The organism is Chthonomonas sp. (genome assembly GCF_035294165.1).
Classification (GTDB): Bacteria; Armatimonadota; Chthonomonadetes; order Chthonomonadales; family Chthonomonadaceae; genus Chthonomonas.
The window spans coordinates 19798-37595 of record NZ_DATGLN010000081.1 but is presented as its reverse complement, the minus strand read 5'-3'; the positions used below and the strand labels follow the sequence as shown (position 1 = coordinate 37595).

General features: G+C 58.0%; 12 protein-coding genes, 1 tRNA gene and 1 pseudogene. 2 read left to right on the top strand and 12 right to left on the bottom strand.

The features are described from left to right. Positions 1 to 240 precede the first annotated feature (240 nt). Together VKV29_RS04420 and VKV29_RS04415 are read right to left on the bottom strand one after the other, a co-directional pair. A pseudogene (locus tag VKV29_RS04420) lies at positions 241 to 765 on the bottom strand (NADH-quinone oxidoreductase subunit C); the annotation flags it as partial. Next, a complete protein-coding gene (locus VKV29_RS04415; RefSeq protein ID WP_324200092.1) occupies positions 762 to 1340 on the bottom strand; it encodes an NADH-quinone oxidoreductase subunit A in 579 nt (192 codons plus the stop codon). The pseudogene VKV29_RS04420 and the gene VKV29_RS04415, both read right to left, overlap by 4 nt. A 1061-nt stretch (positions 1341 to 2401) precedes the next feature. Here VKV29_RS04415 and VKV29_RS04410 point away from each other — a divergent pair. Continuing rightward, positions 2402 to 2791 carry a hypothetical protein gene (locus VKV29_RS04410; RefSeq protein ID WP_324200091.1) on the top strand — a complete coding sequence of 130 codons (390 nt, stop codon included), beginning with the start codon at positions 2402 to 2404 and terminating at the stop codon, positions 2789 to 2791. Between the two features lie 196 nt (positions 2792 to 2987). Continuing rightward, positions 2988 to 3659, top strand: a complete 672-nt coding sequence (locus VKV29_RS04405) for a ThuA domain-containing protein (RefSeq protein ID WP_324200090.1) — start codon at positions 2988 to 2990, stop codon at positions 3657 to 3659. A gap of 33 nt (positions 3660 to 3692) precedes the next feature. On the opposite strand, the gene VKV29_RS04400 is transcribed toward VKV29_RS04405, so the two are convergent. The 10 genes from VKV29_RS04400 to VKV29_RS04355 form a co-directional block, all read right to left on the bottom strand. Next, a tRNA-Leu gene (locus VKV29_RS04400) sits at positions 3693 to 3775 on the bottom strand. 212 nt (positions 3776 to 3987) lie between these two features. After that, the gene (locus VKV29_RS04395; protein ID WP_324200089.1) at positions 3988 to 4578 is read right to left on the bottom strand and encodes a hypothetical protein; all 591 of its coding nucleotides are present in this window, start codon (positions 4576 to 4578) and stop codon (positions 3988 to 3990) included. A gap of 89 nt (positions 4579 to 4667) precedes the next feature. Continuing rightward, entirely contained in the window at positions 4668 to 5486 is an 819-nt protein-coding gene (locus tag VKV29_RS04390) for a metallophosphoesterase (protein ID WP_324200088.1), read from the bottom strand. Further along, positions 5483 to 7429 (bottom strand): protein kinase domain-containing protein, encoded by a 1947-nt coding sequence (locus tag VKV29_RS04385; protein WP_324200087.1) that lies wholly within the window; start codon positions 7427 to 7429, stop codon positions 5483 to 5485. The genes VKV29_RS04390 and VKV29_RS04385 overlap by 4 nt, the downstream gene beginning before the upstream one ends. A 516-nt stretch (positions 7430 to 7945) precedes the next feature. Further along, complete coding sequence (locus tag VKV29_RS04380) at positions 7946 to 9448, bottom strand: hypothetical protein (protein ID WP_324200086.1); 1503 nt, start codon at positions 9446 to 9448, stop codon at positions 7946 to 7948. Between the two features lie 12 nt (positions 9449 to 9460). Next, on the bottom strand, positions 9461 to 10228 hold the full coding sequence (locus tag VKV29_RS04375; RefSeq protein WP_324200085.1) for a hypothetical protein: 768 nt from the start codon (positions 10226 to 10228) through the stop codon (positions 9461 to 9463). Next, on the bottom strand, positions 10170 to 11771 hold the full coding sequence (locus VKV29_RS04370; RefSeq protein ID WP_324200084.1) for a hypothetical protein: 1602 nt from the start codon (positions 11769 to 11771) through the stop codon (positions 10170 to 10172). The genes VKV29_RS04375 and VKV29_RS04370 overlap by 59 nt, the downstream gene beginning before the upstream one ends. Beyond that, the gene (locus tag VKV29_RS04365) at positions 11771 to 13681 is read right to left on the bottom strand and encodes a hypothetical protein (protein ID WP_324200083.1); all 1911 of its coding nucleotides are present in this window, start codon (positions 13679 to 13681) and stop codon (positions 11771 to 11773) included. Before VKV29_RS04365 ends, VKV29_RS04370 begins: the two co-directional genes overlap by 1 nt. Positions 13682 to 13683: 2 nt before the next feature. Then, on the bottom strand, positions 13684 to 15639 hold the full coding sequence (locus tag VKV29_RS04360) for an RAMP superfamily CRISPR-associated protein (protein WP_324200082.1): 1956 nt from the start codon (positions 15637 to 15639) through the stop codon (positions 13684 to 13686). A 10-nt stretch (positions 15640 to 15649) separates the two neighbouring features. Beyond that, entirely contained in the window at positions 15650 to 17032 is a 1383-nt protein-coding gene (locus tag VKV29_RS04355; RefSeq protein WP_324200081.1) for a Cas10/Cmr2 second palm domain-containing protein, read from the bottom strand. Between the last annotated feature and the right edge of the window lie 766 nt (positions 17033 to 17798).

Below are 17798 nucleotides of genomic sequence, written 5' to 3'. Positions count from 1 at the left end.
GCAATTTATCACAATCTGGCGCATAGCAAAGCGATTTCCCATCTCTTCCGCATTCTAGGGTTTCTCAGGCGGTAACTGCTGAATCTCCAGCGGCGAACGCGCTTGGATCTGTTCGGATTCGGGCAGAGGACGCGTGGGTGTTGGTTCCTCACCCAGCACGTCACCGGTCTTGCCATGATACGATTCGCCTGGGTGGGCTACCAGCGGCTCGCCCACCGAGGGGCCGAAGCGTCGCTCCGGGAACTGCACGCGCTCTCCGCCAAGAGGATAGTCTTTCCGCTGCGGATGCCCCACCCAGTCTTCCGGCATAAGAATGCGGCGCAGGTCGGGGTGCCCGCTAAAGCGAACACCGAACATGTCGAAAATCTCTCGTTCCGGAAAGTTCGCTCCGGGGTAGACATCGGTGATGCTTGGCACCACGGGGTCATCTTCCGGCACCGGAACTTTAAGAAAGATGCGCCGGCCCGTTCCTTTTTGCACCCCACCCTGCTCGTAGCGCACCGAGTAGAGGTTATAGACCACCTCAAAGCGGTGATCGGGGTATTTGTCAAGATAGTCCACACCGAGACATTCGGAGAAGAAGTTGTACTGTAGGTCGGGGTCGTCGCGCAGAAGGCGGCAAACCTCCACGATATACTCTCTGCGCAGCAGGATGCGCGTGTCGCCACGAAAGGTCTGCACCTGAAGAATCGCATCGGGGAAATGCTCGCGGATTTTCTGAACCTCTAGAAGCTCTTGAGTGGTTGCCTCGGCCGCCTCGGTCATCGCTCCTCTCCCGTAGGTTGTAGTCGCACAGTGGTCTGTTCGAGGGGTTGGCAAAGCTCTTGTGCGCTTGCTCCGTAGACGGGCACCCGCGGCCCCACCGGTATTTTTTCAAGGTCTACAGGCCCGGAGTTCTCGTTCCCAAACCGGATGGGAGGCCGTGCAGCAAGCACAATCGGCTCTCGCTTCAGGGCCTCAGCCACAGCCTCCTCTTCGCCCCAATCGAGGGCGCCCTTGCCGAGAATGTAGAAGTAGCCGGCGAACAGGATAGCCACAAAGATGATCATCTCGATATAGTTAAAGGCTTTGAGCGCGTAGGGCAGATGACGATAGTTTACCGCCCAAGGGTAAAGGAAGATGGTCTCCACATCGAAGACGATGAAGATCATGGCGACGAGATAAAACTTAATAGGAAAGCGTTCATGGGCGCTGCCCACCGGCGTCATTCCACACTCGTACGGCGAGGCCTTCACCGCGCCGGGCTTTTTGGGGCCGAGTAAGGCGGAGCCAAAAACCATGACGAATGCGATCAATGCGCCGATAACGATCATCACGAAAACAGGGATGTAGCTATCCACTGTTTCCTAAGCCTCCTCCCTATCTGTTTACGCTGCGCTTGAATGAGAGATTGCCGTTTTGCTGAATTTGTGATGTTTATCACAATCTGCGACGTAAGCAGACATCCCCCTCACTCTTATCTTTTCTATTTTACCTTCTCTTTGCCTATTCTGCATGGTCTGTGTAAAAGCTTCTGCCCAAACAGGCGACGAATCAAACGGGATTGCTCGTAAGCCCCCGCCCCTCAAGGCCGACGGTGCTGCGCACTGTGCCTTTTGCCTCAAGGGTACCCCCTACAGCCCCATCCCTACCCCTCTCCCCAATGGGGAGAGGGGCACCTCGCGGTGGGCGCCTCAGCGGCCTATGTCGTTTCCTTAAGCGCCTCTTTTGCTGGCCGCTGCATCGCCGTCTGCAAGACGGAAAGGACGGGATAGGAGGCGAACAAGGCCGGCTTGCTTCTGGAGATTGCCTCTAGAACTGTGAGATTGTCAGTCCCCACCCCCTACCCGTCAGAACTGCTGGGAAGTGAAACTCAAGATTTCTCGCCTTCGGCTCGAAATGACAGGCGTTTATCTCACCCGCTCTTCAAGCCCCACCCCCCGCCCCTCCCTCAATTTGGGAGAGGGGAGACCAGTAAGTTTATTGGCAGTCCCTTATGATAACCTTCCCTTCGGGCACTCAACATAACCGCCCCCTTTCTCCCTGATAGGGGGCGAGCAAGGCCGGCTTGCTTCTGGAGATTGCCTCTAGAACCGAGCAATTGGCAGTCTCTACAGCCCCGCACCCTCATTTACAACGCCTCCCTTCGCCCAACCTTTACCAATAACATCGCACAAAATAATTTTTTTCCAAACACCCATAAAACTACTTGACAAACTCTCTAACCCTATGTTTTACTGTTATTGTCTGAACCCGCTCCTCCACAGAGCGCAGACCACACAACCGCATACCTTACTTCGGCCATTCTGAGGCTCCTGAGGTGACCCCTCCTCCTTCGAGAGGCCTCCCCAGCCCTCATGGCAACGTAAAGTGGTGTGTAGCTGTTTGTATTGGGATTAAAAACAATTGGAGAAAACTAACTATGTCGCGCTTATCTGAAAAACTAGGAGGTCTCTTCAAGCCACATTCAATATGCGACTTTTGTGGCGCTACGTCGCCCGGCCTGGCAAGGTTTTTCGTAGGCCTGTCGAAACTCTTCTGGAGGCTGCTTACGTCGCATGGCAGGGCGCAGCAGGCGGTGTTCGCCAATGGCGTTCGGGTGATCATCACAGTCCCCGAAACCGTGCGTATTTGTGAAACCTGCCTGCGCTCTTTCCACGCGCACCCAGAACGCAAAGACCCTTCCCTAACCCAGTTTACCTGCAGCGTCTGTCATCGGCAACGGGAGGGAGGCGGCTTCCGAGGCCTGCATGGGGCGATCCTCTGCCCACAATGTGTGGAGATGATGGCAAGCGACCTCTTCAAAGAATAGGCGGCGGGCAAGCCTAGTCTAAGCAATGCAGGCGGCCCCACAGCAGGCACTGCAGAACTGCCGTGTGGTGACCTATTCAGCGGGCGCCGCCTCATTCCGCCTAACCGGTGGCACACGCCCGCCAGGAAGCGCTTGGCTGCGCGGTATCTGTGGCATAATATGAGGCAGCCTTCAAACATCTAAAGAAAGGAGCATCATGGCACGTAAAGCGTTGATCGTGTGGGGAGGCTGGGAAGGCCACGAACCCCAGCAGGTAGCAGAGATCGTGGACGAAGTCCTTCGCCAACATGGCTTTCAAACGGAGGTCTCACACACCCTCGACTCCTTCCTTGAGGTCGAAAAGCTCAAACAGCTGGACCTCATTGTGCCGATCTGGACGATGGGGCACATTACCAACGAGCAGCTGCAAGGCGTTTGTGAGGCAGTGCGGAGCGGTGTGGGCCTCGGTGGATGCCATGGTGGCATGTGCGACTCGTTTCGTGAGGCCACCGAATGGCAGTTTATGACGGGCGGACAGTGGGTGGCGCATCCGGGCAACGATGGGGTTCGCTATACCGTGCGGCCGGTTCAGCCCGATCACTTTATTATGCAGGGAACAAAAGAGTTTGAGGTCTGCTCCGAACAGTACTACATGCACGTAGACCCGGCCAATAGGGTGCTTGCCGTTACCCGCTTTCCGGTGGCCGACGGCCCCCACGTTACCAACGGCGAGGTGGATATGCCGGTGGTGTGGACGAAAATGTACGGCCAAGGGCGCGTGTTCTACTCCTCTTTAGGCCATGTGGCCGCCGTCGTACGTCAGCCCGACCCCCTCCGCATTCTCACCCGAGGGCTGCTTTGGGCGGCGCATGCGGAGGACGCCGCATGAAAAAAGCGGAGGGCATTCCCCTCCGCTCCCCTATGCCGAAGGTGGGATTCGAACCCACACGGGGTCGCCCCCAACGGTTTTTGAGACCGCCGCGTCTACCGTTCCGCCACTTCGGCAACACGATGCTAGATTATACGGCTTCCGATGCCCCTCTGTCAATCGGGTATGCATCCAGAGAGAGGCCTCGGCGCTACCGAACTACCGGCGCCTCAACCGTTGTTCAACCCGTACCCAAATAGGGAGTATGGCTGTAGAGGTAGGCCTTGTGCCTACGACTCCCCTACGGACTCTCCTGATGGGCGTTCCACACTGTCAACAGTCGGCAACCCTATCGGCTAACTTTCCAAATGTTTACCTCTACCGAACGACGCAGGTCGCTCTCCTCCGGTCGAATAGCCCCAACCTCATACGTCTCCCAATCTATGCGCCAGCCTCTTCGTTCTAGATAGGCCATCATCTCTAAGGCCGCATCTCGCCCCGGATCGGCCAGCACCACCAAACCACCCGGCGCGAGGCTGCACCGAAAAATGGCCTCTAAGTCCGCATGAAAATGCCTGTCGTAGAGAATATCCGCCCCAATAACATGCTCAAAACGCTCCTCACAACGCCATTCCCTCCAATCCGCCAGAAAACGGGTTATTCCGCCGGTATGGTTCCGCTCCGCGTTGGCCTGCGCTAAAAGCAGCGCCTCCGCCAGGTGATCGGTCTGAAACACCTTCGCTCCAACCCTACTGGCCACCAGCCCCGGCAGCCCGGCACCGGCGCCAAGCTCCAACAGCCGGCTGTTCTCAACAAGTCCCGCATGGGTCGCTATCCACTTGGCCAAAGCAACCGCCGACTCCCAAAGCATAAGCCCAAACGGAAACTGCTCGAACTCCTCCAACCTATCCGCAAGAACAACCTGGTTTTGAACCGCCATGATCTCCCACGTGGTTTCCCCGATGCCCAGAGAGTACCGTTCGAGAGGCAGAGATGAAAGGCAGACAGAGCGCATTCAACAGCCCGACCCTACGCCTCAACCGATTGAAGCCGGAATAAGGCCAACTCGGCCGGACAACGGTAGCGCATCGGATAGCCGGTTACCCCAATGCCACGGCTTACATACAGCCGAGCACGCCCGTTCTCATACCACCCTGCTACCTGCCGACAACCCAAATGGAAACGGCAAACCATGGCCGGAGTGGGAAACGGCAGACATATCTGCCCCCCATGCGTGTGCCCTGAAAGAATCAAAGCCTCCCGATCCGGAATCAGCTCAATGAGCCGAGGGTTGTGCGACAACACCACAGGCATCACCGTGGTGGGAACCTCTACAAAAGCCCGTGCAACATCCGGCTGCCCCTCATGCAGATCGTCCACCCCAACAAGCCAAAGCCCGGAGGGTGTGCAAAGGCTTTCGTTATAAAGCAGTTTAATGTGCGCCGCCTCCAGGTGTCTCCTTACGCCCACTATCCCCCCACGGTGGTCATGGTTGCCAAAAACCGCGTAGATTCCTAACGGCGCTCTGAGACGACAAAGCAGTTCCGTCAAAGGATAGTTGCGCGCCGTGTGACTATCGTCAATATAGTCGCCGGTCAGCAACAGCATGTCCGGGCATATCTTCTCCAGATAGTCCCAAACGACCTCAAAAACCGCATCCGTGTTCCCAAAACCGGCATGAAGGTCGGTGATCTGGGCTACCAAAGCCCCCTCTAACTCCGCCGGCAAGCCTCGCACAGCAAGCAGATTTTCCGAAACCTCAATGGTATAGGGGAAGCGCTGCCCACAATCCACCGAAAACACAGCACGAGGCGGAAAACGCCGGCCCTGAGGAGAAGCCTTTCTCAATCTCCCCCTCCCGAACCCCCGTAGTGCGGCACCGGGCTCGAGTTCGTATTGCTTGTAGAAGACATCGCGTGAAGTTGGTTAAGCTCCTGCTGTGCCTCCTCCCCTTCAGGGAACCCGTCCCCCTTGGCCACTGCGTCCTCCAGCTTCCTCTCTGCTCCATACCGATCGCCTTGCAGAATCAACTGCTGAGCATCATGAATGTCCTGCTGCGCCTCCTGCCGACGTTGGGCAAAAAAATCGGCGCTGCTTGATGAAAGGGTACCGGGCAGTGGAGCGGTATTGGTGGAGAGCGTGGAGGGCGGCTGCACATTCCCCGATGGATTTTGTTGGGCGAGCTGGCTTTCCAGCGAGGCCTCCTGAGTGCGCCCTTCCGAACGAAGCAGTTCACTTAACTCCTGACGCGCTGTGGCATAGTCTGGGACGTACTTCAGGGCCGCCTCATAGTCCTCTTCCGCCGTTTGACGGTCGTGGTGCTCCAAAGCCTGCCGTGCTAGCTGCACATAGGTATAGGCGAGGTCTGTCTGGATAAGGTTTTTTTGTGAAGCATCCGTGGCCATTTTAAGCGCTTTGAGAAAGCTTTGCAGAGCAGCGGAGTAGTTTTTCTGGGTATAGGCCTGGTTGCCCTCACCGAGGATGCGCTGCACGAGTTGCCGATTCTGCTGCTGCTGGTAGTTCTGATAGGCCTTCAAAAAGAAGATCACCCCCAATGCCAGCAACACGCCGAGCGCAATGGCCACAAAAGCCCAGCCGAAAAAGGCCACAAGCGCGGGAGGCAAGCTAAAATCGAAGGAGGGGCGTCGCCTTGTGACAGGCCAGTTGGGAGGGTATCCATAAGCAGGCTGCCCGGCGGTCGTGTAGGGAGGTGGCATGGCTTGGCTCAACGACATGCTGCCGGCGGGCGAGACGACGGGAGGAGCCACGGCCATCTGCGAGGGGTCTCCACCCGGGCCTGGTTTTGACCAGCGCCACGGCAACCCACTGCTGCCATAGCTGACGTTCGGGCTATTCGACGGCATGGGCATCATTGCGCCGTGGGTAGAGGGAGGGGGTAGCGGTGTCGGCACTTGGGTGGGGTAAGGTGTGGGGTAGTAAGAACCGGTTGTTTGCGCGCCCATGGCCGGGTTCATGGTGGCCATCTGCAGCGCACGCTGCAACTCCTGGCGCATCTCTTCTGCAGAAGCGGGGCGTAGATTGGGGTTTTTGGAGAGCGCACGCCGTACAACCTGCTCTACCGCGGGGGGGACACCTACCAAGGGAGGCGGATCGGCGTTCATAATGGCGTAGGTAATGCTTACCACGCTATCGCCTACAAACGGTTTGCGCCCCGTGAGCATTTCGTAGAGCACGGCGCCCAGCGAAAAGAGATCGGAGCGATGGTCAATGGCACGCCCCTCGACCTGCTCGGGCGACATGTAGCTTGGGGTTCCAAAAATCTGGCCATCTTTGGTAAGCGCTGGCTCCTCGGTTAAACGCGCGATGCCGAAATCGGTAAGTTTGGCTTTACCACCCGAAATATGGATGTTTTCCGGTTTGATGTCACGGTGAATCACCTGATGTGCGTGCGCATAGGCAAGCGCTTCCAATATCTGACAGGCGATATCCACCGCCTCTTTTACCGGCAGAGCGCCGCGCAGGGCGAGAATATCGCGCAGGCTCTGGCCCTCCAAAAACTCCATGGCGATGTAGTAGTTCCCGTTCTCCTCGCCATAATCGTAAACGGCCACGATATTCGGATGGGAGAGGCGACCTGCCGCCCGCGCTTCGCGGCTAAAGCGTTCCACACGCTCCCTGCGCGCTGCACCCACGAGGTTAGGAGGGATGTTAAGAACCTTGAGAGCCACCCGACGGCCAAGCGTCTCGTCATACGCCTCATAGACGATGTCGTTGCTTCGGGCAATTTCTCGCTTTATTCGGTATTTCCCGCGTATTAAACCGTCAACCACGCCTTGCCTCTCGGGTTCTCTGTCGTTGCATTTCCCCTATATGCCATTATACGCCAAAACCGCATTAAACTTCATGCGTTGCACTTTAAAGGAGGCCGATTTGCAAGGCAATGTCTTTAAGCGTTAACCCTTGGGAAACAGCGCCTGTTTCATGCGCTCGATATCATCGGCCTAGGGTACGGAGATGGCGCCAAGCAGGCGGCAGCCGAGTCGAGCATGCAGTAGGCGCCGTCGCCAGAAAAGGGTTCCGGGTGGGCTTACCTGTTGATTCGTGCAACTCGCTCACCGGCGAACGCTCGGTGACGCCCAGCATCGTACGGAATATGTCGTTCCACTGCTCCTACATCAGTCTGAGGAGGGCGACGATATCGAGGAGCGACGTATCCGTCGTCGTGCCAGGTATGCTCATCCTGCCAGGCCATGACAGGCCTAGAGTTCGTGCTCGACGTAGGGTACCAGCCCTACGAAGAGATCGAGCGCCTTGCCGATGCGTTCGTAGTTGGCGACGGCCACGGGCTAGTTCTCCTCCTTCCTGGCATGGTTCGCTGCCTGTGGTAAGGAAAGCAGACGATCGCGGACTGTTTTCAGCAACCTCTCGCATAACAAATGCGGTTCTTCCACACCGAGTTCCGTCAGCACGCCTTGGACAAGCGGCTGCTTCAGAAACTGGGGTGGTTCGTCTCCTGACCATAATTCCGCTTTCTGCATTTTTTCACGGGCACTTTCCATAAGTTCGGGTGTTGGCTCATTATGAGCAACCTTGTTGCGCAGTTCTCGGATATTCTCTGACGCTTTACCAAACGTTAGCAGGTCGTGTAGATTGAGATAGTGTTCCACGATTTGGATGGCGCATATCGCGCTATCGTCGATCTCATACCAGTCCTCTCCGTCCACTGTCTCTTTCCAAATGAACGGCCGCTTGCGATCTTCATTCTTCTTGGTCTTCGAGAGCGCGGCGTACTTTGCATCGTCACGTTCGCGCACTAGCTCGTTGCGGGGAGGTACATGAAATTTGAATAGGCGCTTGTCCGGATGACGTGATGTTTTCTCTCCAAGGTGGTCCCATAGCGCCGACTCGTAGAATGCCACGGTACCATGTACAGCACGCGGAATGTCTCCTGCACGCAGCGCTAGCTCCACACGAAGAGCGGTACGAACGGCCATCCTCGAATGCTTGAGAACTTCGATATCGCACTCGTTCGCGAGGGGTAGGGAGGCAGCGAAGTCGGCCAGCCAGCGCACGACCTTCGTCCATTCCTGCCCCGGCTGGTTTTCGAGGTAACTCACCGCGCCCCAAGCAGCAAGCAGATTGCCTTTCCGGATCAGCGATAGCGCTTGCCAGCGGGCGCGAATGCCCACTGCGGGGTGGAATTTCTCTTCCACAGCGCGGTCGATCTGGTTGGCGATCGCAGCATCCGGCACTTCTAGCACTGTTACTCTCGCGCCACTGGCCTCTGCATGTAGGCGGGCCAGCTCCTCGATCACCGCGTTCGCTGCCGCCAGTCCGCCGGTTGTTGCCACAATGATCTCCTTAGGCTTCACTTGCTCAACCGCACTCGCGATGGCCCGTGACAGAGAAAGGACGACGCTTCCTCGGACGACAGCATCTGTATCGTTTGTTTGATCCTCAAGCGTTTCCTGATCCTCGAGAAAGGCGTGACGTTGTACGTCGGAAACACCCTTGTCACGTAGCCGTTGATCGAGCACTGCACCTGCATATCGCGGATCGCTGTCGATCGTGCGGCGGGTCTCGAGAATGAGCGCGGCAGAGGGGGGCTCTGCGTCAAAGTAGTTGAGCACCGCGTCGAGTTTCGGCGTACAGAGGCTTAAATCGCCATCGGGCAGCTTTGATGCACGCTGAGTGTCCTTTTGGGCCGGAGCATCCACGACCTTCCATGGGCGCTTCTCAATCTCATCATGGAGCTTCCCGCACGTCTTACTATCGAGTTCTTTTCTAACGCCGTTTACAACCAACTGAACATCGGTCTGACCGGTGGTCATAATGAGTAATTTAGTCATTGCCTACTCCTCTTAGCGATACCGACGCGCACGCGAATGCTGAGCGCGAAGATGTGTGTGGAAGGTGTATATCTGACCATTTCGCCTTGGATAGTCGGCTGCGTCAGGATGCTTGTGCTGATGAATGGCGAGCCACTCATTCTGTGTCACTGTCCTCCGATAATGCTGACTCACCCAGGCAACGAGGTCTGTCACAGGCGTCAGTGCCGGGGTCTTGCTCGCTTCGTCGAGCAGCAGGAGCTGCTTGGCCTTGATACGCACGCTGCCCCAACCGAGCGGACGCGCATAGCCAAGCTTCGAGCAGTAACTATCGGAACGCCTGCCATCCAACAGGTCACGAAACTGATGAGGGCACAAGGCGACCAGGATGGCCGCCAGCTCATTCGGATCAAGATCGCGGAAGCGCAGAGTAAAGCGGAACGTCCGACCCGGCCTCGATGCCTCCAGCGCCAGAGTACTGCGCTCGTTGGCACGATTGGCCTCAGAGTCATCCTTCCACGGCTCGGGCTCGCCCGTATAGGCGTCTTGGCGGTCGAGATAGAACTTGCGACCAGCGAGTTCGCCTGGTTCGTCATACCCTTCAGCATCCCCGTACGTCACCAGTGTTGCCTGATCCCAAGGGCGGGGGTCGGGATGGTAAGGCTGTTTCAAGTAGAACTCAACCGCGCTCGGCCGCGGCATGCCCAGCTCTTTAAGGAAGGTTGGCGGCAGAAAGCGCTGCTCATCGCTTTCGCCGTCGCCTACAACCTCCAGGGCGGCGTTGATCGAGACGCGGCCCATAAGCTGTGCGTAATCGTCCTTGCCGATCCCCCTGGCTGCCTTCATTGTCGCCGGTGTAGCCGAATAGCCGCCGCACAGGAGATAGTTCTGTTGGCGCGCCTTCGCTATCCTTCTGCCGCTCCTTGTCGAGCGGGAAAAGGCCATGCCGTTCGCCATTTGGAGCATTTGCGTCCCGGCGCACTGTGTCCACATACGCCCAGCGGTAGTAGTAGTGCCAGCCAAAGGAGAGAATCTGCTTTTTCTCGGTGTCCCATTCGACCCAGATGAGATCGTTGGGTTGGAACGCGCGAGCGGCGGCTTCCTCAATAGCCTTCTTCGCAAGTTGCTTCTTCTGCTGATCCGTACCGATGTATGGGTGACGAGCGCTGAAGTGCCCCTCATCAGTGTTCAACAGATGTTGTAGCGTCTCTTTGTACTGTCCAATAATCTCTGGCAATACACGAACTGCCCTGTGTTCTATACCTACTGCTTGTACTTCCAGATGGGTGCGTATCTCCCTTCCTCTTGCTTGCTCAGAAAGAATTTCCGCGGGAAGCCGCTCTCCACCACCGAGACCTCCCCTGTATGGCCAGGCTCTCGAAGTTGGTTGTATGATTCTTCCTGTTCTACGATTTCTCTTAGGATAATAAGCCTGCTGTCTTATCGTGGCTATTGAGAAGATCTCGACCTCTTCTGGCACGGGCCATTCTCTACCTTCAACTAGAACCCTATTACTCCTGATAATACGTGCAATGCGTGGCTCTAGAAAGCGGTTTTGGCTGGCATTTGGATACGCGAGATTCGGCCGATACGAGTACGATCGCTCGGCTACACGCTCCATCGGCGCGCCAAGAAGCGCGCCCAGCTCGTGCCGGAGGAGCCCCTTGAGCGAGTCGCCGGGGATGACGACGGGCCGCTTTCCCCATGGCGCGCGTAGTGGACAAAGCACGGCCTTGTTGGCCGCGAGCTGACTAACCCCATCCAGGCTGTTTGGAACCGGCCACTCGGCCTCGCTATCGCCGACGATTCCACGTTCCCAACCGACCAGGAGCGGTGTGAGCGTCTCCAATTCAAAGCGGATCTCACCGGAGAGACGCCCCTTGCTGCTCGTACCGTCGTGCCAGATGGGAGCGGCGCTTTTGAAATTATCCGGTAGGGAGACAAAGCCGTATGGCTTTGTACATAGGTCATATGGCTTTTTACATAGGTCTGGTTGCGCCGGTGACCCACGATCAGGCTGTTGCCGTCCGCCCTGCGCCTGGTTGCGCTGCTGAGGGCCACCTTGACGCATGCTTTGAGGCGTAGGCGTCGCGGACGCGGGCGTTGTGATGGTGATATCGCCCCCCTCGATCTCTTCGAGACCGACAGCGCAGAGTTTTTCGCGTACTTGAGCGAGATGTGTCTCCTTCGCCGCGCAAATGATCAGCTCGATTCCGTCTTTGGCGCTGACGATGTCCAGATGCGGCATCCCAAGCTGATTGCTCTTTAGTTTGTTGAGAGCCTTTATGTCGCGAGGCTTACCATCGAGTACACGAACGCGAATGCGATAAGGTTTCTCTGACATCAGTCTGCCTCCTGCTTGATTTGCTCAAGCGTAAAGCCGAGTACCTCATCCCCCTCAAACCATTGACGCAGCAGCACCTTCCCGCGCTCGGTGTTGGCCGCTGAGAAGCGCCTAAAGCTGTGCAGACGTGCGGGTATGTGGACGACCTTGACCTTTTTGCCGTCGGAGGTATCGGGGTCAACTTCCTCGATGAACACCCACCGCGCGCCGCCGGAAGTGCGCACAGCGCGCCAAACAGCGCGCTCAGCATAGAATGCTATCTCGTCCACCTGCAGTGTGCCAGCGTCCGGCCACGTGGTACCGAACGTCTTCGGAGGGTGGCTGACACTGAGATCGATCGAAGGGTCACACCACCACGCAATGAGCGTCATATTTCCAAGCGCATTCTTCGCCAAGCAGGCTGCCTGACCGAATGTAAGCCGAACGCCATTCATCGTCCCGGATGCAATGCGAACACAAGCATCCTCAGGCTTCGCTGCATCCAAGAAATCACGCAGTCCATGCTCATCTTCATGAGCCGCCTGCTGTGAAGTCGCAGAAGGCGTCCAGGTCCTCGCTGCTTTTACATCATCAACACACCAACCTTTAGGTTGCCAATGGCCCCAACCCGCTCCGCGCATCTTGTGACCACCGATTGGCAAGTGGCCCAGCGCCCCCAGCGCTACCTGATGGTCGATCAGTTCGACCAGCGGTTCGACCTCCTGCGGTGTAGGCCCCTCCACCACGATACGCACCGGGAAGACGCCCTTGAGCAGGCGCACGGCGTCGCGCTTGGCGGTGCCATAAGAGCCTGCAGAGAATTCGTCTTCTGCATGCATATGCAGCTTGGCTGCCGCCCACTCGCCTTCGGCGCGGGCGTCGCGGATGAGGATGCGGCTGCTCCTGTTCACCGTACCGAATGCCTGACCACCAGGATCGTCGTCTCCGACATTTCCCTGTACCAGGTGAGGATCTTGAACGGTGCGGCCCGCCGCTCGTTCTGCACGAGAGAATGCGTGTCGTAACGGGCCGCGCACGCTCGCGCCGGGGATCAGCGGCCGAGCACCATCCATTAGGATCGCGCGGTCGGTGAATATTGCCTCTGGAGCCGGCGTCTCTAAAGCAACCCATGACGGCTTTGCCCAGGTACCATCGCCGGTTGATTGGATTACACCTTCTGCGTCGTGCGGGCCAATGGCGAGCATGTCAAGTCCCCACGCTGGCTCGCATGAATTCGGTTGGTATTCGCCGAAAACTATTTCCACATCGAGTGTGCGGAAACACCATGAGCGAGTCGGCTTGACGGTCGGCACTGTCTCGAGGGGTGAAGGAAGCTCCTCACGGCCCGATGTTATCCAGAGATCGTACCCTTCCTCGTCGAGGCGATAGGCCTTCAGATCTTCCAAGTGGCACCAGCCGAGACCGCGCACCACATCGCCACCCAGCCAGCAGCGTCCCTTCGCCCAATGCTCTGCCAGCACATAGCCGAGGATGCCCTCGGCTTCTTTGGCTTCGTTCTCATCTTCCACGTAGGACCAGTCAACCCGAAAATGGAGAGACCATTTCGTCCCCGCGGGGATGACTTCGCGATCGTAGAGCACGCCTTTCGCGCGGGCGCCGGTCTTGTGCCGAATACCAACACCTGCACGAAGGCGCGGGATGATAGCCGAATCCATCGGTATTGCATTCGCGAACTCCCACACTGATCGGCGAAGCGCGCCATGTTTGACATCGTCCGAGACCGCGCGGGGCAAGGGATGGAAGAATCGCTTAGCCATAGCGACGGCCGCCCCCTTGAGGCCGCGGCCGACAAGTGTGGGAACACCGTCAACCAGCGTGAAAGGATGATCGGCACTGCTCTCCCTGTCTAGCCCCGATACCGTCAGGGCTGAGTCTTGTACCAGTACGGCCGTAAATAACGTCAGTCGCATCCTTATACCTCCTCCCGTTTACGCATCGCCGCACGCAGCCAACGTACGAAGAAGCGTGCGTGGCGCGCCTGCATCTCAGGTTCCGAGATCGCTTGCAGCTTCTCCAAGATCGCCCTTGCTTTAGGATGCCTCCAACTTTGCGCACCCAACGTCGTTGGATTGAGGCGATCAGGAATGGCGTTCGCGTCACCACGTTCGAGTTCGGAAACTAGGTCGAACCATTGAGATAGACTAGGTTTGCGATCTGTGCCGCCTGCAGGCCTGGCAAGCTCTCTATGATGCTCGAACCAATTGTGCGTCTCAGCCGCAATGGCCTCGTCTGTAACATCTTCAGTCGAATCGGCCTTACCATTGGCGACCACGCCGTTCGTACTCCCCGGAAGCACCTCGTCGAGACGAAAACGCCCGAACCCCTCGTGCGTGCGTTCACCCAACCACCGACCCTGCACCACTCGACATGCGAGCGCCGCCACCCCCTGTCCTGAAATCTCGAACACAGAGCCTCGCCGAATAGCTGCAGCCGGCATTCGCCACAGGCGCGAGGTGCCGTTGAATCCATGGACCATCACCCAATCCTGCGTTGACCTTTTGAGATGAATATTGTTCGTCCCAAGCAACTCCTGAAGCGCTCCTTCATCCAGCGCCGTGCGCCAGCGCAGAAATTCGTCGCGCACGAGTAGGTCCGAAGTCAGCGTGAGTCGGAACGTCTTTTCGGAAATCGCCGGATCAGACATCGAGCGTGCTTGCGTCGTATCCATCATCCAGGCAATATCCACGACTTCCACTGGCGCTCCAGATCGGCCAACGCGCAGCCAGCGACGGCCTTCGAGAACCGGTTCGAGGCCTTGCACGAGCCGGCTCATTTCCTCGAGAGCACCCCGGAGTTCCGCCACGAAGTACGTGTCCTCGGCGATCTGCTCGACCGCAAAGAGAGATGGTTCCGGTTGCCTTGGATCAGGTCGCCCGTTACGTAGCCGTACACGCAGCGCCGGATGGAACGCTATCCAGTCTGCGTTTGAGTGTGCTCGATAGACAAAGAGGTCATCTTCCGGGCGTTTCAGCTTCTCGATTGTTGTCCACGCGTCAATCCTCTTCACAGCGGCTTGCGGCTGGACCCACCAGGGTACAGAACCTGTTGAACCTTTGGGCTTCTCGCTCTGCAACGAAAGTGGCGCGGGTAATACCTCCACTGCCTCGAGGTCAGCAGGCGCCTCCGGCAGCGGTAAAGCGTCGCTCACCGAGATGTGGCCGGCTGTCAGCAATGAGGCAATGTCGCGCTTGTCTTCGGCGATGAGCCAATCGGCCAACGTACCCAGCATTGCGCGCCCGGGCACGAACGTGAGACTTGGGATTAGGTTGTCAGGCGTTGCCGTGGCGGTGATACACAAGGGGTCTATGTTCCTGAGCAGAAGTCGCAGGTGTTCAGTTGGCGCGGCTACCTTCCGCTTCGGTAACGGGAGCCTCTCGAGCGAAAGCTTTAACCGGCCGGCACCCGAAGCGCGTCCGCTGCCGAGCGCATCCACTTCCTTAACCAGACGCTCCAACAACGGCAAGTCACTCTCAGGCAACTCAACTTGCCCCTCAAACCTCGTCCCTTTGGGAACAAATTCCATGGCGCGCAATGTGTCGTCCTTCGGCGCCCGGTTTTCGAAGGACTGCCGCGCAGCGGAACGCCAGATGTGACTCTCGGGAGTGTCCGCAGTGTATAACGATGTAAAAATCGCCCGTTGCCGCTGGCCTCCAGCCCGTCCGAAAAAGTCAGCCGCAGCCTGATCGCCTTGTAGCCTGCGGGCTGCGTCGCGCAACACGCCCTCGACGTGCGAAGCCCAGATAACGGGCCGGCCGTGCCGGTCGCGAGCGACAAGCGCATCGCTGCCTCCACCACCTGTACCGGTGCCGAAATGCGCATCCGCAAGCAACTCAGCCCTGATCTGGCATCGAACCCAATTTTCGGCCATCGCTGACCTCCTACATAGTCTGTGACTTCTCGTTGCGACTTCCCAGTCGCTCGATTTCCATGATCTCCACGAGATCGAGCAGCGGCGTGATCCAGGGGCCTCCGTTGGATAAAGACTGCCACACCTCCTTAACGCCTGCCTGACTCAGCTTCTCGCTTGCTTCTTTTGACAGCTCCTCGAAGGCAAGCTCTGCGAGCACTCGTCCGCGTGGGAGCTGGTCAACCAGATAGCGGAGCTGCGAGCGCGGTGCATTTTGGAGCTTCTCTGCGCCCTTTAGGAGACCTTGGAGAGTGTGTAGCCCATCACCAAGCACATCAACCGGACGCTGCGACAACACCCGCCGGTCACCCGCTGTGCCACAAACCCAGTCACGGCGCCGAATTTCCTCGGGGTCGTCAACCCAGGACGTGGTGTACACCGCCCAATCAACTACCGATTGCGCCTTGTCACCGTTGTCTTTGAGACCACGGAAGCGACGTTTGGCGGAGCTGGCCAGCTGCTCAGCGACGTCATGCAGACGGTAGATAGGTATCTTCGATCCTGCGATGACAACGCCCACGCCAAGCGTCAGCTCGACGCCATTGTTGCCCTCTCTTTGAATCCTCGCCAACTCCTCACACAGCGAGACGACAAACGGCAATGCTTTTTCGGCACGACATACGACAAGCAGGTCATCGCCGCCGAGCATGAGGAGTACGAGTGGCGCCATACCGGTCTCGCCTGTGCACACATCTTCGATAGCCTTCTGCAAGGCCCGCCGCAGCAGCACGCGATTGCGATGAAAGAAGCATGCCCGTTCCTCGTCGGTTGTGCCCGCACTACTCCCTACCCCGTTGCCATCCGCGTAAATAAGCGCAAGGTAGCCGGAACCGACCAGATCGTCCAAGTCCTGCGGCCTTCGCAGTTTGGCCAGCTTCGTCATTGCCTCAAGCAGGCTCGCGAGATCTTTCGCCTGGTGATCCTCCGCCTGTTGTACTGCCTCATGTCGCTGAGCAACGTCGAGCGACACGCTGGCTTGCTCGCGCCCCTGTTGAATGACCTTCGATGCTAAGCCGCGCCCCGTCCACTCGCATGGCGCTAGAACCGGTAGCTCGTTGGAAAGGTACACGCTGCTTTGCTGCCATTCTTCGTAATCGATCCAGATGCGAAAACGCAAACCCGGTAGTTCGCGGCGCAGAAGCTCTGCGGCAGCACGAGTAAACTCGTCGGCACCGTACTCGAACTGTGCCTCGAAGTGGCCACCGTCGCGTGAAAGGATGCCATCTCTCGCGTCGGCGCTCGGATCGTCGTAATGCTGCAGGGGGTCAGCAGTATCGGCCGTAGGGTAGGAACCTGTAAGCGGCTTCAACTGCCACCTATCATCATTGCCACGTGCCAGCTCTGGCAGTCTCATGCGAAGCATCTCGCCGAGCTGGATGTTCGCGCCCACCATCGCACGGAGTCGGGGAACTGCAAAGAGCCACGCCTGCACGCGCTGCAGCTCGATATGCACGCGCTGGGCTGTCTCTGCCCCCTGATCCGGGCGAGAAACACCGGCAGTCATGTTTCATCTCCTCCTAACAACGCCGCCTGCACAGCTTGACGCATACTACTCGCGCGCCAGCCGCCCGATTTCAGGCCAGCTCTGCACTAATGTATAACATATTACATAAAATGGCTTTCCGTGCGCACTTCTTGCGATCGCAGACGATGAGCCGTCCTAGGTGCGCAGGCATCCCGCCAGCCAAGTTCGAGACGCGGTGATCCGGCGGGGCAGCGGCTCTACCGGCGAGGTATGCACAGCCAGGAGCGATTCGAAGAGGTGGACCGGGCGGAAGGTGGCTCCGTCGTCGTCGAAACTCCAGAGACGCCCCTGCTCGACACTCTCCGAGCCGCGCCTCATCGGGACGAAAGAGCAAAATGCCGCGCACGCGCGCCCGGAGTAAGGTACTCGAGCCCCATAAAGATAGCTCCTTGCTTGTTGTTACACAGCGCTCGCCTACGGAAGGCCGTTTCCAACAGCGCGCAAAACGGTTTTCCTGCCGTCGCTCCCTTCCTAACGCGGCGCGGGCAGCCCTAACGGTCTGCAACGTTAGACAGCACCGATAATCTCCGCTAGGGGACTTGCGCTTATGCAGGTGCCACACCACGATCTTACGACACTCGCTTCGGTTGTTCCT

What these genes read in the sequence shown, in the direction of transcription:
- VKV29_RS04375 (WP_324200085.1), bottom strand. Translation starts at nt 10,228, where the DNA reads ATGGGCCGCGTCTCGATCAACGCCGCCCTGGAGGTTGTAGGCGACGGC.
- VKV29_RS04360 (WP_324200082.1), bottom strand. Translation starts at nt 15,639, where the DNA reads ATGGCCGAAAATTGGGTTCGATGCCAGATCAGGGCTGAGTTGCTTGCG.
- VKV29_RS04365 (WP_324200083.1), bottom strand. Translation starts at nt 13,681, where the DNA reads ATGCGACTGACGTTATTTACGGCCGTACTGGTACAAGACTCAGCCCTG.
- VKV29_RS04370 (WP_324200084.1), bottom strand. Translation starts at nt 11,771, where the DNA reads ATGTCAGAGAAACCTTATCGCATTCGCGTTCGTGTACTCGATGGTAAG.
- VKV29_RS04405 (WP_324200090.1), top strand. Translation starts at nt 2,988, where the DNA reads ATGGCACGTAAAGCGTTGATCGTGTGGGGAGGCTGGGAAGGCCACGAA.
- VKV29_RS04380 (WP_324200086.1), bottom strand. Translation starts at nt 9,448, where the DNA reads ATGACTAAATTACTCATTATGACCACCGGTCAGACCGATGTTCAGTTG.
- VKV29_RS04410 (WP_324200091.1), top strand. Translation starts at nt 2,402, where the DNA reads ATGTCGCGCTTATCTGAAAAACTAGGAGGTCTCTTCAAGCCACATTCA.
- VKV29_RS04355 (WP_324200081.1), bottom strand. Translation starts at nt 17,032, where the DNA reads ATGAGACTGCCAGAGCTGGCACGTGGCAATGATGATAGGTGGCAGTTG.
- VKV29_RS04395 (WP_324200089.1), bottom strand. Translation starts at nt 4,578, where the DNA reads ATGGCGGTTCAAAACCAGGTTGTTCTTGCGGATAGGTTGGAGGAGTTC.